The organism is Opitutaceae bacterium, assembly GCA_041395105.1.
Taxonomy (GTDB): domain Bacteria; phylum Verrucomicrobiota; class Verrucomicrobiia; order Opitutales; family Opitutaceae; genus B12-G4.
In genome coordinates this window covers 1,437,398-1,451,886 of record JAWLBB010000001.1, presented here as the reverse complement: position 1 = coordinate 1,451,886, position 14,489 = coordinate 1,437,398, and the positions used below count along the sequence as shown (strand labels likewise).

At 61.3% G+C, this 14,489-nt stretch carries 14 protein-coding genes; 9 read left to right on the top strand and 5 right to left on the bottom strand.

Translation table 11 applies throughout. The annotated features are described in order from the left end of the window. Positions 1-113: 113 nt before the first annotated feature. Both R3F07_05740 and R3F07_05735 read left to right on the top strand, forming a co-directional pair. The gene (locus R3F07_05740) at positions 114-632 is read left to right on the top strand and encodes a nucleoside deaminase (protein ID MEZ5275863.1); all 519 of its coding nucleotides are present in this window, start codon (positions 114-116) and stop codon (positions 630-632) included. Positions 633-689: 57 nt separating this feature from the next. Beyond that, a complete protein-coding gene (locus tag R3F07_05735) occupies positions 690-1,298 on the top strand; it encodes a superoxide dismutase (protein MEZ5275862.1) in 609 nt (202 codons plus the stop codon). A 132-nt stretch (positions 1,299-1,430) separates the two neighbouring features. On the opposite strand, the gene R3F07_05730 is transcribed toward R3F07_05735, so the two are convergent. Beyond that, positions 1,431-2,642, bottom strand: a complete 1,212-nt coding sequence (locus tag R3F07_05730) for a biopolymer transporter Tol (protein MEZ5275861.1) — start codon at positions 2,640-2,642, stop codon at positions 1,431-1,433. 156 nt (positions 2,643-2,798) lie between these two features. Here R3F07_05730 and R3F07_05725 point away from each other — a divergent pair, with 156 nt between their 5' ends. Further along, positions 2,799-3,866 carry a P-loop NTPase gene (locus R3F07_05725; GenBank protein ID MEZ5275860.1) on the top strand — a complete coding sequence of 356 codons (1,068 nt, stop codon included), beginning with the start codon at positions 2,799-2,801 and terminating at the stop codon, positions 3,864-3,866. Positions 3,867-4,215: 349 nt separating this feature from the next. Next, positions 4,216-4,464, top strand: a complete 249-nt coding sequence (locus tag R3F07_05720; GenBank protein ID MEZ5275859.1) for a hypothetical protein — start codon at positions 4,216-4,218, stop codon at positions 4,462-4,464. 70 nt (positions 4,465-4,534) lie between these two features. Here R3F07_05720 and rpmG read toward each other — a convergent pair whose 3' ends face one another. The 4 genes from rpmG to R3F07_05700 all read right to left on the bottom strand — a co-directional run bounded on the left by rpmG (position 4,535) and on the right by R3F07_05700 (position 7,695). Next, on the bottom strand, positions 4,535-4,702 hold the full coding sequence (rpmG, locus tag R3F07_05715; protein MEZ5275858.1) for a 50S ribosomal protein L33: 168 nt from the start codon (positions 4,700-4,702) through the stop codon (positions 4,535-4,537). A 171-nt stretch (positions 4,703-4,873) separates the two neighbouring features. Further along, positions 4,874-6,232, bottom strand: a complete 1,359-nt coding sequence (locus R3F07_05710; protein ID MEZ5275857.1) for a diadenylate cyclase — start codon at positions 6,230-6,232, stop codon at positions 4,874-4,876. 30 nt (positions 6,233-6,262) lie between these two features. Then, the gene (locus R3F07_05705; GenBank protein MEZ5275856.1) at positions 6,263-6,637 is read right to left on the bottom strand and encodes an NADH-quinone oxidoreductase subunit A; all 375 of its coding nucleotides are present in this window, start codon (positions 6,635-6,637) and stop codon (positions 6,263-6,265) included. Positions 6,638-6,669: 32 nt separating this feature from the next. Next, complete coding sequence (locus tag R3F07_05700) at positions 6,670-7,695, bottom strand: DUF362 domain-containing protein (protein ID MEZ5275855.1); 1,026 nt, start codon at positions 7,693-7,695, stop codon at positions 6,670-6,672. 232 nt (positions 7,696-7,927) lie between these two features. Here R3F07_05700 and R3F07_05695 point away from each other — a divergent pair, with 232 nt between their 5' ends. The 5 genes from R3F07_05695 (at position 7,928) to R3F07_05675 (ending at position 14,461) form a co-directional block, all read left to right on the top strand. Beyond that, a complete protein-coding gene (locus R3F07_05695) occupies positions 7,928-9,358 on the top strand; it encodes a tetratricopeptide repeat protein (protein ID MEZ5275854.1) in 1,431 nt (476 codons plus the stop codon). 27 nt (positions 9,359-9,385) lie between these two features. Further along, on the top strand, positions 9,386-11,212 hold the full coding sequence (gene dnaG, locus R3F07_05690; GenBank protein ID MEZ5275853.1) for a DNA primase: 1,827 nt from the start codon (positions 9,386-9,388) through the stop codon (positions 11,210-11,212). 9 nt (positions 11,213-11,221) lie between these two features. Next, positions 11,222-12,937: an RNA polymerase sigma factor RpoD gene (rpoD, locus tag R3F07_05685; protein ID MEZ5275852.1), complete on the top strand. Its 1,716-nt coding sequence runs from the start codon at positions 11,222-11,224 to the stop codon at positions 12,935-12,937. Positions 12,938-13,029: 92 nt separating this feature from the next. Then, positions 13,030-13,302 (top strand): twin-arginine translocase TatA/TatE family subunit, encoded by a 273-nt coding sequence (locus R3F07_05680; GenBank protein MEZ5275851.1) that lies wholly within the window; start codon positions 13,030-13,032, stop codon positions 13,300-13,302. 124 nt (positions 13,303-13,426) lie between these two features. Beyond that, positions 13,427-14,461: a rod shape-determining protein gene (locus R3F07_05675; GenBank protein ID MEZ5275850.1), complete on the top strand. Its 1,035-nt coding sequence runs from the start codon at positions 13,427-13,429 to the stop codon at positions 14,459-14,461. The last annotated feature ends 28 nt before the right edge of the window (positions 14,462-14,489 follow it).

Below are 14,489 nucleotides of genomic sequence, written 5' to 3'. Positions count from 1 at the left end.
GCCCCGGAGCGCCCGATCCCGCACTTCGCACTTCCACGAAGGAAAGCGTCCACGGCCGGTAATTCCTGTTGATTCGTGCGGCTTCGTGGGCCGTGATTCCGGGGACCCATCTCATGCCGGAAATCTCTCCCTGCCCATTCAGCAAGGTCTTCCCATCCCAGCTCAATCGGGATGACGCCTTCTACATGGCCCTGGCTTTCAACCGGGCCATCGATGCCTGGAATCAGGACGAAGTCCCGATCGGCGCGGTTATCGAATGCGGCGGTGAAGTCATCGCCTCGGCCCACAACCGGGTCGCCGCGACCGGTGATCCCACCGCCCATGCTGAGATCCTCGCCATGACCCAGGCGGCCACCGCCATCGGCGACTGGCGGCTGACCGGCGCCACTCTTTACGTGACAAAGGAGCCCTGTCCGATGTGTTCCGGGGCCTGCATCATGGGCCGCATCAGCCGGGTCGTCTACGCCGTTCCCGATCCCAAGATGGGCTGCCTGGGCGGAGCGACCGACCTGAATGCCCTGCCGCGCAGCAACCACCATTTCCAGATCACCCGAGGGGTCATGGAAGGTCCCTGCCTCGACCTGATCCAGGCCTACTTCCGCATAAAACGAGCCCCCGAAGGGTTGACCTGAGAGAGGGGTCACGCGATATTCCCGTTTCCCATAACCAAGAACCAACCAAAAAGAAAAATGGCCTACTCACTTCCCAGCCTTCCTTACGCCTACGACGCTCTTGAGCCGCATATCGATGCCCGGACGATGGAGATTCATCACACCAAGCATCACCAGGCATACATCACCAACGTGAACGCCGCGCTGGAAGGACACGCCGCTCTCGCCGCAAAGTCGGTTGAAGCGCTCATTGCCGATCTCAATGCCGTGCCCGAGGGCATCCGCACCGCCGTTCGCAACAACGGCGGCGGTCACGCCAACCATTCCTTCTTCTGGAAAGTCATCGGCCCCAAGGCCGGAGGCGCTCCCAAGGGCAAACTGGCCGCCGCCATCACGAGCGAATGCGGCGGATTCGAAACACTGAAGGAAGCCTTCCTCAAGGCGGCCACCACCCGTTTCGGCAGCGGCTGGGCATGGCTCAGTGTCAAGGGCGGCAAGCTGGTCGTGCATTCCACCGCCAATCAGGATTCCCCCCTGATGGAAGGCGCCGTTCCGGTCATCGGTCTCGACGTCTGGGAACACGCCTACTACCTCAACTACCAGAACCGTCGGCCCGACTACGTGAAGGCCTTTTGGAACGTGGTCAATTGGGACGCGGCCGAAGCCAACTACACCGCCGCGCTGTAGTCACCGGGGTGATTCGAGTCGGGGCATCGTCGAGTGATCGACCTGCCCCGCATCCTTCGGCGCCGCGGCAGAGTGCGGTGGCCGCCGAATCGGGGACTGTGACAACGTCGCGGTATCGACGTTGTCCTCCCTTCAGGGATAGACGTAATTTGCCTGGAAGGTCGAACCGAGGCTTTCCGGACTCAGGCGGGTCGTCTTGCCGGTTTCCGTATCCAGAATGTGGACCTGCTGGTTGTTGGCCACCCTCTTGGTATAAACCAGGTGCCGGCCGTCCTTGGTCCAGCACGGCTCAATCGCGTCGCTGGATCCCTGGGTGTGCACCGTGCTCTTCTTCTTGGAGAAACTGTAGGTGGCCAACTGGAACTGCTTGCCCGAGGCAACCGTGAACGCGATCAGGTCGGGATTCGCCTGGTTCCAGTCCGGCTCGGCGCAATAGCCGCTGATATTGGTCGGGATCCGCTCGAGCGAACCACCCGAGACCGGGAGAAGAAACAGCTGCGGCCTCCCGGCCAAATCCGAGGTCACGACCAGGCGATCCGAGAACGGCGACCAGGTCGGCGTTGCCTCAATCGCGTTGGTCCGGGTCAATCGCCGGATCTGCCGGCCCAATGCATTGCTGACGTAAACCTCCGAATTGCCTTCGCCGGTCAGGATCATCGCCACGAGGTTGCCGTCCGGGCTGAAACGGGCGCTGGTATTTGTCCCTTTCAGGCTGACGAATGGTTTGCGCTGCTGGGTCGCCGTATCGATCTCGAAAATATCGGGAGCACCCGTCTGAAAGTAGCCGGTGTAGAGGATCCTGCGTCCATCGGGCGACCAGCGCGGCATGATCGATTGCGACCGGTCATTGGTCATCTGGAGCGCCTCACCGAAGAAGAGGTCGGAAATATAAATCTCCTTCGCACCGGTCCGCTCACTGACGAAGGTGAGGCGCCCGGCAAAGAAGCCGGGGCTACCCGACGTCTTGACCACGGCACGATCGGCAGCTCGAAACAGGGCGTTTCGCAGGGAGGCGCCGCCGACCGTTTCAGCAAAGAGCGTCCTGGCCGGGTTGCCCGACTGGATGGTCAGGGCAATGGCGTTGGTCCCGGCCACGGCGAACTTCAGGACGAAGGAGGCATCCGAAGCGTTGCGCGCCACCCGGTATCGGCCATGACAGGCAAAGGCGTTCTCCGCCAGGCGGCGGATCTCCACCGAATCGGCCTCGATCCGGACGGGGATGACCTTGACGTCCGATTGAACCGTGATGTCGCCGATGTCCCGGACTTGGGCGCATGTCGGCAGAACCAAGCCCAGCAGGGAAAGAAGTAAAAGGACGGAGAAAATCGGCTTCTTGAAAGTCATGCACCCTTCTATCGCCCCTGACCGGAGCCGATTCAACCCAGAAGTGGAAACGCCTGCATCCAATCCGCCTTTCCACACAGAGAAAGCCGTCGCGGGTTGACCTCCGGGCCGAGCAGGCTTTCCATCCCCCACTCCATCCTCCAACCAGAACACACAGTGAGCCTCGAAGCCGTCAAATCAGTCCTCAAAACCGTCAATTTCCCGGGATTCAGCCGGGACATCGTATCGTTCGGCCTGGTCCGATCGGTCGATTTCCTCGAGGGAAAGGCCATTGTCAAACTGGCGGTGACCACCGCCGATCCGACGATTCCGAAGAAGCTGAAGGAGGCGGTGGAATCCGCCGTCCTCGCTGTCGACGGAGTCACGTCCACCGTGGTCGAGCTGGCCGTGAGCGCTCCCAAGGCGACCGTGCCCGCCGGCGGTGGGGCCCCTCAGCCAACCGGGATGCCCGGTGTCCGCTTCACCCTGGCCGTGGCCAGCGGCAAGGGAGGGGTCGGCAAATCGACGCTGGCGGTCAACCTGGCCTGCGCCCTCGCCCAGATTGTCAGGAAAGAGGGTCAGGGCGCTTCGGTCGGGTTGATGGACTGCGACATCTACGGGCCCAGTGTTCCCCTCATGACCGGCCTGAGCGGTCGGCCGGCCATCGAGGACAACAGCCTGATCCCGATGGAACGATTCGGACTCAAGGTCATGTCGATGGGTTTCCTTGTCGACGAAGACACCCCGGTGGTCTGGCGTGGGCCGATGATCATGAAGACGATCCAGCAATTCGTTCAGAACGTCAGCTGGGGCGACCTTGAGATCCTCGTCATCGACCTCCCGCCCGGAACCGGAGACGCGCAACTTTCACTGGTTCAGACAATCCCTCTTTCCGGCGCAATCATCGTGACCACGCCTCAGAAGGCGGCCACCCAGGTGGCCCGGAAAGGCGGCCATATGTTCACCAAGGTCAACGTGCCCCTCGTGGGCGTGGTCGAGAATATGAGCTACCTGGAAATCCCCGGCACGAACCAGCGGGTCACCCTCTACGGTGAAGGCGGCGGAGCTGAAACAGCGGGAGCGCTGGGAACCGAACTGCTCGGGCAGATCCCCCAGGACTCGGCCATCTGCCGCGGAGGGGATGCCGGGAAACCCATCGTCGCCACCGATCCGGACAGTCCGATCGCCAACCTCTTCCGCTCGATTGCCGCGGACATCCTGCAAAAGCTCCGCCAAGCCGAATAGGGAGGAAATCGCCGGATCGGGAACGACAGACACCCTTCTCAAGTGATCCCCGGTTCGAAAAGTGACGCGATTGTCGTTTGACATCAATCCCCACAGGTGTTGGATTGCATACATCCTCCCCTCAGGTTGCCGATTCGACTCATCGATCCGGCGTTTCGCGGGCGTGTTCGGGTGACCGTCAACCCACGAGAAGCTCGAGGCTGGATGATGACTCGTTCTAATGGCAGACCATCCTCAGGCTTCGCAAACGACCCGGAACCGTGCTACCTTCGGTTCCTTTGCATTACTGTTTCGAATTGAACCGGGGATATAAGCCACAGGCAATTAACGAATTAAGACTGACGACTCGATGACGATGACCGCTCAGAAGCCAAAGAGAGAACCGCACGAGTTCGTCAAGCAATCGAGCCTTTACCAGGAATTTCTCGCCGAACGCGAAGAGATCCTGAAGCACAAGTGGATCGAGTCCGAACGCCTGGGCTACGATGTGGGTTTTGAGCGCGCCCTCCTCGACTGGATCCGGAAGCACCGCGAAAGCTGGCGGGCCAGCCGCCGCCAGACCGCCGTTCCCTCTCAGACCGATACCAAGAGCGGTTGATCGTCCGTGATCAACCGCGCTGCGGGTGGGCGGTCTGTTTGACCGCCCGGGCTTGTCCGTCAGGACCGGATTACTTGACCTCTTTGTGCAGGGTGTGCCGGCGAAGGTGCGGATTGTACTTCTTCTTCTCCACCTTCTCGGTCTGGAGCTTCTTGTTGCGGGTGGTCATGTAACGCGATACGGGCTTCCCCTCTTTCCGCGCTTCCGTGCATTCAATGGTGACGAGTTCTCGTGGCATGGCTTTGAAAAACGGCCAACAAAGGCCCGGACGTTCGCCAAGGCAACACAAAAGCGAACCTCGTGCACCCGGATGCCGTGGCGGGATCTGCCGATGGCCCGGACTCGGAATGCCCCGGGAGGCCGATCCGGCAATCCGTCCCCGACCGATCCGAACGGTTGCAGAGCGGCCTCAGGATTGACCGGCCACGCCCTTCTCGAAGAGGGGCAGGAGGACGCCGCGCCGGAACACCGTGACCTGTCCGGTGCTGGAGGAGACCACGATGGAGATGCAATTCGTCGCCAGGGAGATGGCCGCCGCCGCCGCATGGCGCGAACCGAGCCCGCTGGGCAGGGTATGGTAGTAGTCCGGCGCGTAAATCAGGCTGCCGGCCGAGGTGATGACGCCGTCGCCCCGGATGATGAAGGCTCCGTCGATCGAGGAGAATTCCTTGATCGTCTCATCCATGAAGGGGTTCAGGATGTTGCGGTCCTCCTCTCTGTATCCATAAAATGGATTCAATACGAGGGGTTTGGACATCTTCTCCACCCTGGCGGAATCCCCGAGCACGAAGAGGGCCCCGACCGGATGGGCCTCGCGGCCCTCGACCGCCAGTTCCATCGCGATTCCGATGACCCTTTCGAAGGCCTCCGGTTTGACGTCCGCCGGAAGAAAGTCATCCTGATCGGCCAGCAGGGTCCGGAATTCCCGCTGCACGTCAACCACCACGATCGTGTCAAAGAGATCGCTCTCGGGAATGCCGCCCACGCAGCAGATCCGGTCGTTGAGCTGGATGATCCGGCGGGTGATTCCCACCAGAAACGCGCTGCGCATCTGGGCGAGACGGGTCTTGGAAAAAGACCGCACCTGGATGACCGCCGAGAAACGCTTGGCGTCGAGATTGGTCTCGCCGGCGTTGCGCGTCACCAGAATGGTCTTGAAACCGTGGAACCAGTTCGAGGCGGAAGGTGCCGTGGTCAGGGTGTCTCCGAAAACAGCCACGGCGGAACAATTGGCCCCCCGCGCGATCTTCTCAGCCTCCCTGAAAATCAGCCGGTTGGTCCGGTTCTGTCGCCGCAGCACCGGTTTGGCCACCAGTCCCCCGAAACCCGCGGTCAGCTTCTCGTAAAGAATCCCGGGATCTTCGGCCGCGACCAGGCTGTCGACGAACTCCCGGTCCTTGGCGAGGCGGGCGAGCGAGGCAAGAACCTGGAGATAATCCCGCGAACCTTCGTCCGCGATCAGGACGAAGACGATGTGGATGAGTTCGCCGTCCTTCAAGCCGTCGTAGCGGATACCCTCCCGGCTCCGCCCCACCGCGAAAAGATAGCGCCGCTTCATCTTCACCCTGACATGGGGCAAAATAACCCCGTTGCCCAGGTAGGTCGTCATGGTGCTTTCCCGTTCGAGCAGACCCGACAGGAGCGCGGAGACGTTGAGATCGCTGAACTTCGCCGCACTGACTGCGAGCAACTCCTGGAGCACCCCTTTCATCGAGGTGCTCTCCAGATCGACGACCCGGGATTGGGTCAGGAAACGGTCCAGCCGCATGGGAAGAAAGCGTGGATTAGCGGGAACCGACTAGCGTTCCCATTCCAGTGCTCCTTTCTTCATTTCGTAGAAGAGACCGAGGACAAGCACGCCGAGAAACACGAGAATGGGCGTCAGCACGGGAATCCCCGCGGCCAGGAAATCGCGGTAGATGAACACCCAGGGGATGAGAAAGATGACCTCGATATCGAAGAGGATGAAGAGCATCGCAGTCACGTAGAACTTCACCGAAAAACGGGTGTGCGCCTGCCCTTCGGAGGGGATGCCGCACTCGTAGGCCGAATCCTTGATTTTGTTGCGGGCGCTTCGCTGTCCGAAAAGGTGGCTGACCAGGATGATGACCACTGCGAGAGAGGCGGCCAGAACTACTTGAACAAGAACAGGAAAAAAATCAGCCAGCGACATGCCTCTAGCAAAAGGCCCGACCCGGGGGGATTTCAAGGGGAATCTTGGTCATTTCGCGGATTGACCGGCAACGCCGGCTCCACCTTCCGCCACCGCGCCAGGCTCGTATCCGCCGTCCCCAATCCGATCTGCTCCGCATAGGAGAGCACCCGCAAACCCGGCGGAAGCGGACGAAATCCGGCCCGCCGTCGTCCTTCGTCGATCCTTTCGGTCATCAATGCATCGAGCATCACCGGATTGCGGCTCAGCCAGATCCGCGGTTCCTGCAGGGTGTAGAGGGAATTGAAGATCGGGCCGCCGATGAACTGGAACCGCTCCAGCGAAACCAGGGTGAAGACCCACCCATCCTTGAGCTCGGGAATCGCCGCCATTTCGGCAACAGCGGCCGGGGCATTGGCCGGGCTGCGAAAGAACCGCATCGTGTTGCTGGCATTCCACAGGGTCGCATTGACCAGCGCTCCGTTCACTCCCAGGACCGGGTGATCCGTGTAGGAAGGGAGATTGATCCAGAAATCGACGTCGAGCAGCAACGGGACCGCCAGCAGGCTCTTGCGCTCATCTTCCGATACCTCCCGTTCCGGAGCCTCGTCCATGAGAAGGCTGCGATTGGGTGGAGGCAGCGGATTGTCGTAGAACCAGATGGGATCGTAATGGTCGCCATCGGTCAGAGCGATGACCGGGATACCCGCGAAACGGCCGCCGCCCTGGCTCAGGGGAGGCAGAAAGCCGGCGGATCGGAGACGGGGACCGTCAAGATCGATGATGAACAGCTGCTCGCGCGAAAACCCCCGACGCTCGAGAGCCGACGCAACCGCCCGCACCAGACTGAGCGGGGTGGAAATCCCCGGGCCGGAATCCGAATAGACCTTCAACCCCACCCGACCCTTGGCGCCGGGAACAAGACGCCTGCCGGTCGATTCTTCAAATGCCGCGATGATCGCCTCGACCGAAAGATCATACTCGGTAGGCGAGAATTCGCGAACCGTCACCTCCCAGATCTCATTTCCCGGCAAAGGACCGGAATCGGCAAATCGGGCCATTGCCGGCGACATCGTCATCGTCCACAACAGGACGAAAGCCGCAAGTCTGGCCCCAGCACGAATTGGAATGACCCGGGAAAGGATTGGCATGGTCGAACCCCCTATCGCAACAGACGAAGTTTCCCTACGTCAAGGTCGGCTTCGATCCGAACCCGGATCGGGTGGTCTCAGCCGGCAATTCCCGGCCAAATTCCAAAACACTCGGTCAGAGACCCTTGACAGCTGAAATTCCGAGACGGAACCTGCTTCAATGCCCAGTCCGGTTCAAGGCAACTCCAGGAACGTTCGCATCTTCGCCCTCGCCGCGGTGTTTCTCCTCGCCGCGGGCTGTGCCAGCCGGGACGAGGTGTTCAACCGGGAGTTGCAGAAGGCCAATACCATGGTCAACGAGGGTGATTTCGCCGGAGCGATCGAAATCCTTGTTCCCCTCAACGAAGAACGACCCAACACCAAACCGGTGGTTGAGGCTCTCGCGTTCGCCTACGCCGGAAACGGCGACCACACCCTGGCGGCCTGGCACATGATTCAACTGGCCGACCTTGATCCCGCCCAGACCGACCTGAGGCTGCTCGCCGCTGAATCGCTTGAAACGGCCGGCGATCCGGTCTCGGCCATCGAGCAGTACCGGCTTTACGTCAAATCCAACACCCAGGATGCCAGTGCCTGGCAGCACCTGGCCGAACTCTGCCGATCGACCGGAGATCCGCGGGGGGCGATCGAAGCCCTGCTCGCCTGTCAGACGCTCGAGCCGTCTGCCGAAACCGCCTTCACCCTCGGGGACCTTTTTCGATCCCTGAACAACCTTCCTCAAGCCCAGGTCTGGTATGCCACCGCCGCGAGAGAGGGAGGCGCCACGGCGAACGCCGCCCGGCTCAACCTGCTCGAATTGAGCATCGCGAACAGCGACTTCACTCAGGCGACAGAAATCGCATCGAGTCTTCGCGGGAAGCTGACCGATCCCGACGACCTCGGACGCTTCAAGGAGAGCGAAGAGAAGATCAATGCGTGGAAGAACTCGCAGGACAGTCTGAAGGCGGCGCGGATCAACCAGGATCAACTCGCCGCCGAGGTGGCCCGGCTCCAACGCGAACAGGAAGCCATCGCAGCCGAAAATGCCCGCCGGGCGGAAGCCGAAGCGAGGGCCGCCCGCCTCGCCGAAGAAGAGGCCCGGAAAGCCCGGGAAGCCGCGACCCTGTCCACCAGATCTTCAAATGCCGATCCGGAAACGGGTTCCCAAGGCGACGCCCAATTGGCGGTCGGCAACCCCGAGGCCGCGATCGCCGCCTACTGGCAGGCCCTCAACGAAAACGATTCCCAGCCCGAGGTCTGGCTCAACCTCTCCCGCGCCTATATGGATCTGCAGCAGTGGACCGAAGCGGAATCCTGCGTGCTCGAGGCCCGGCGCCGCGACCGGAGGAATCCCCGGATTGAAGAGACCTACCTTCAGATCGTCCGTCGCACCCGTCCCTACGATCAATTCCTGGTCGAAGCGGCCGCCGCCCGGGAACGCTTTCCGCAGAGCCCGGATCTGGCTCTCCTGCTCGCCGACGCCCTTTCGGCGACCGGCGGCGATACCCTGAAGGCAATTCGGGCCTACGAGGATTTCCTCCTGCTGGCCGGCCCGGACGACCCGCGGATCCAGCAGGCACAGAACACCCTGGACCGCCTTCGCGGCTGGTAAGCGACGGTCCAGGAAATCGTCCGGGGAATGGCATCGATCAAGGCTGAAAGCATCCGCAATCTCAAAGACCGGGTCTCGATCGTGGACGTGGTCTCGCCCGTGGTGACGCTGAAACGGGCCGGGTCGCAATTCCGCGGCCTCAGCCCGTTCAATCAGGAGAAGACCCCTTCGTTCTACGTATCGCCGGACAAGGGACTCTACAAGTGTTTCAGCAGCGGCAAAGCGGGAGACATGATCGCATTCGTCATGGAAACCGAGCGGCTCAATTTCGTGGAAGCCGTCGAGTCGCTGGCCAGGCGGTTCAATGTCCCGCTCGAATACGAGGCGGGCTACAAGCCGGAAGAGCGGTCGCTGCGTCAGGAAATCCTCGAACTCCACGAATATGCGACCGAGTTCTACCACCGGTGTTTTCTGGCCGACGACGAACTCGGACGCTTCGGCCGGGACTACTGGGAAGGGAACCGGGGGTTTCCGGCCGATCTCGCCGCCGAGTTCAAGATCGGCATTGCCCCGGCCACCGGAACGGCGCTGACCGGCGCCCTCGGCAACCGCTTCTCCCAAGAGGCCCTGCGGGAGTGCGGACTCTTCTATGGCCGGGGAGACCGCCACTACGATCGGTTTCGCGGACGCCTGATGATCCCGATCCGCGATCACCAGGGGCGGGTCATCGCCTTCACCGCCCGCCAGCTTGAACTGACTCCCAAGGACGACCCCAGTCACGACGCCAAGTACATCAATTCGCCGGAGACGCCCGTCTTCACCAAGGGCGCTGTCCTCTTCAATCTGGACCGCGCCCGAATGGAAGTGAACGACCGCACGCCCTTCCTCATGGTGGAAGGTCAGCTCGACGCCCTGCGCTGCTGGCAGGTGGGCCTGAAGGCGACCATTGCGCCGCAGGGCACCGCAATCACCGAGACCCAACTCGGCCTGCTCCGCCGTTACCAGGCAGTCGTTGAGTGCCTGCTCGACGGCGATTCGGCCGGCCAGCGGGCGGCACTGCGACTCATTCCCATCGCCATCAAGGCCGGTATCGAGGTCCGCTTCCTCACCCTGCAGCCGGGAGAGGATCCCGATACCCTCCTGCGCCGAAGGGGACCCGGGGCGATCGACGATCTCAGGAAGGGTGCCGTCGACGCCCTCGGCTTTGCCTGCCGTTGCATCCTGCCCGACCCGTCGACCGCCTCCCCCCTGGAAAAGGCCCGTGCCAGCCGGGAAATCTTCGAAATGATCGTCGGAAGCGGATCGGATGTGGCCAAAGCCGGCTACCTCCAGCAGGCGGCCAATTACCTCAACATCGCCCCCCAGGCCCTTGAATCCGACTTCCAGGCTTTCAGCCGGATCCGTCCCGGCGGATCCGGCCAGGAGGCCACCGAACCTGCCCGCAGGCCCTCCACCATGTTTGCCGGCCGTTTTCCCTGTGCCGAGGAGGACCTCATTCACCTCCTCCTCAGTCATCCTGAGTACGGCCCTCCCCTGACCCGGGTCCTCAATCACGAATGGATCGAAAAGCATCGGATGCCCGGCCTGCTTCTCGACCGGTTCCTCGCCGAATTCGAACATGAGACCTGGCCCGGATCCGATTCCGTCGATTCGCTCCTCGAGAGTGAGGATGAGCGACGCTATATCGCCTCGCTTCGCTTTGAGAAGCTCGAGGTGGACAGTCCCGAGAAAATCGCCAACGAGGGCATCGGGAGGATTCTCAACCGCTATTGTCAGGCCAGAATCAAGGAGTTAGAGCTTGAAATTGCCCGGAAAGGGGAAACGTTGGATGCTGAGAGTATAGTTTTACGTAAAAAACAGCAAGAGCTCCGACATCTCAAAGTCCATCCTCCGAAGCTCAAAGCCCTTCCCTGACAGCCACTTATGCCGAGAAAAGCCAAGACCGCCAAGGAAACGAAGTCCGGCGATCAAACCCAGGCCTCCATCAATGAAAAGATCAGATTCCTGATTCGCCTTTCCAAGGAACAGGGCTATCTGACTTTCAGCGACATCAACGACGCCCTTCCCGAGAGCGTCGACAACCCTGAAGACATCGAGAATGTGATCTCGATTCTCCAGAATCTTGAGATCGATATTCTCGATCCGGATGATGTCGAATCCTACAAGGCGCGTCAGGAGGAAATCGAGGAGGAGGAAAGCCGTTCGTCCTCCCATGATATTCTGGACGATCCCGTCCGGATGTACCTCAAGCAGATGGGACAGGTCCCGCTCCTGACCCGCGAACAGGAGGTGGAAATATCCAAGCGCATCGAGACCGCCGAACAGAAAGCCCAGGACTGCCTTTTTTCCATCGGTCTGACCGGCCCCTTCCACATCGTTCTGGGTTGGAAGCTGATCAATCGCGAGGAACGTTTCGACCGGGTCGTCATCGACAAGAAGATCGAGAACCGCGAATCCTATTTCAAGTCGCTCCCCAAGCTGATCGAATTGACCGAACGTTCCGAAGCCAACGTGCAGAAGGCGTGGGACGAACTGCAGACGGCCAAGACCGAAGCCGATACAAAACGGATCCTGACCCGGTTCCGCAAACATGAGCGGGTCCTGCGCGGGACATTCCCGAAGTACTTCTTCAAATTGAAGGTGTTTGAGGAAGTCCTCGAAGAACTCAGCCCGGTCCTCAACGAGATCCACCGGATCAGGCGCGACCTTGAAGACGCCAAGCGGCCCCGGACCAAGAAACAGGCCCAAATCGATGTGAAGGCTCGCCAGGCGCGTCTGAAGGAGATTGAAATCCAATACCGGATCGAGCCCGACGCCCTGATCGAAGTCGTCCATGGCGTCCGCGAGTTCATGCGTCAGGCCCACAAGGCCAAGACCGAGATGGTCGAGGCCAATCTTCGCCTCGTCATCAGCATCGCCAAGAAGTACACCAACCGCGGTCTCTCATTCCTCGACCTAATCCAGGAGGGCAATATGGGCCTGATGAAGGCCGTTGAGAAATTCGAATACCGTCGCGGCTACAAGTTTTCCACCTACGCCACCTGGTGGATCCGTCAGGCCATCACCCGGTCCATCGCCGACCAGGCGCGGACCATCCGGATCCCGGTCCACATGATCGAGACCCTGAACAAGGTGATGCAGGTTCAGAAGCAGCTTCTCCAGGAGTTCGGCCACGAGCCGACGCCCGAGGAAGTGGCCGACGAAATGCAGATGCCGGTCGAGCGGGTCCAGTCCATCATGAAGATGGCTCAGCAACCGATCAGCCTGCAGAGCCCGGTCGGCGACGGCGATGACACCAGCTTCGGCGATTTCATCGAAGACAAGAGCGCCGAGAACCCCTACGACATGACTGCTTTCAGTCTGCTCCGGGAGAAGATCATCGACGTTCTCGACAGCCTGACCGAGCGCGAACGAAGGGTTCTTTCCCTGCGTTTCGGCCTGGTCGACGGCTACAGCCGGACCCTCGAGGAAGTCGGCAAACAGTTCAAGGTCACACGTGAACGCATCCGCCAGATCGAGGCCAAGGCGCTTCGCAAGATGCGGCATCCGACCCGGATCCGTCAGCTCTACGGTTTCTTTGAAGCCGAGCAAACCGACAACCCTCAGGCCCTTCTGAAGAAAGCGGTGAAGAACAACTGACTTCGGACGGTGTCCAGGATACTGTCTCAAGAGAGGCTCCAAATCACCGTTAGTCCCCAATACCGTCGTCTCCCCAACCTATGTTGCACCACATGAGCGCATTCCCAACACCCGCCCTGGCCTTCATCCAGGGACTCGGATGGACCGAAGTCGTCGTCGTCCTCTTCCTCATCCTTCTGCTCTTCGGCGCCAAGCGCCTGCCCGAGCTCGCCCGTGGATTCGGCAAATCAATCAAGGAGTTCAAGAAGGCGACCTCGGAGATCGAGAGTGATATCCGTTCGGCCATCGAGGACGAGCCGCCGAAGCCGCCCCGCCCCGCGGCCAAGCCCGCGACCCCACAGCCGGAAAAGAACGGCACCGAGTAGCTTCCCGGCCGGCGACCGCCCGCCCCCCGCCGACCCGGAAATCGTCGGCCAGATTCATTTTGACATCGGATTGCGGCCCAAGTTGTATCGGGACTCCGGCTGCAGTATCCACTTTGCATAGCGAATGTTGCGCAATATTTTCGGGGTTTTTTCCAACGACATAGGCATCGACCTGGGCACTGCCAATACCCTGGTCTACGCCAAGGACAAGGGCATCGTCCTGCGCGAGCCCAGTGTTGTCGCCATCCATAGCGCCACCCGCAAGGTTCTTGCGGTCGGTGATGAGGCCAAGCGGATGCTCGGGCGCACTCCCGGCAACATCACGGCCATCCGGCCGATGAAGGACGGTGTCATCGCCGATTTCGACATCACCGAGGCCATGCTGCGCTACTTCATCAAGAAGGTGCAGAACAACGCCAAAATCGTTCCGCCGCGGGTCGTGGTCGCCATCCCCTCGGGAATTACCGAAGTGGAGAAGCGCGCGGTCAAGGAATCCGCCATCCACGCCGGGGCCCGCGAGGTGCTCCTGCTGGAGGAGCCGATGGCCGCCGCCATCGGGGTCGGCCTGCCGGTCGAGGAACCCGCCGCCAACATGATCGTGGACATCGGGGGAGGAACGACCGAGGTGGCCATCATCTCCCTGGCCGGTGTCGTCTTCTCCAAGAGCATCCGGGTCGGTGGAGACGAACTCGATGCCGCCATCATCAATTACATGAAGCGGGCCTACAACCTTCTGGTCGGTGAGCGCACCGCCGAAGAGATCAAGGTCCGTATCGGTTCGGCCAATACCCTGGAGGAGGAGCTGACCATGGAGGTCAAGGGTCGCGATTCCGTCGCCGGCCTGCCCAAGACGATCCACGTGACCTCCCAGGAAATCCGCGAGGCGCTCAGCGACACGGTCAACCTGATCGTCGAGGCCGTGCGCAACGCCCTCGAGCGCTGCCCGCCGGAGTTGTCGGCCGACCTCGTCGACCGCGGATTTGTCCTTGCCGGCGGCGGTGCCCTCCTGCGCTGCCTGGACCATCTGCTCTGCGAGAAGACGGGGCTGCCCGTCATCGTGGCCGAGGATCCGCTCAGCGCCGTGGCCAACGGGACCGGGGCCGTCCTGGCCGACCTCAACTTCCTCCTCAGTTACGTCACGACCGAGTCGAAAAACTGACCGTGCCGTCAGGTGGGTGGTCGATGCG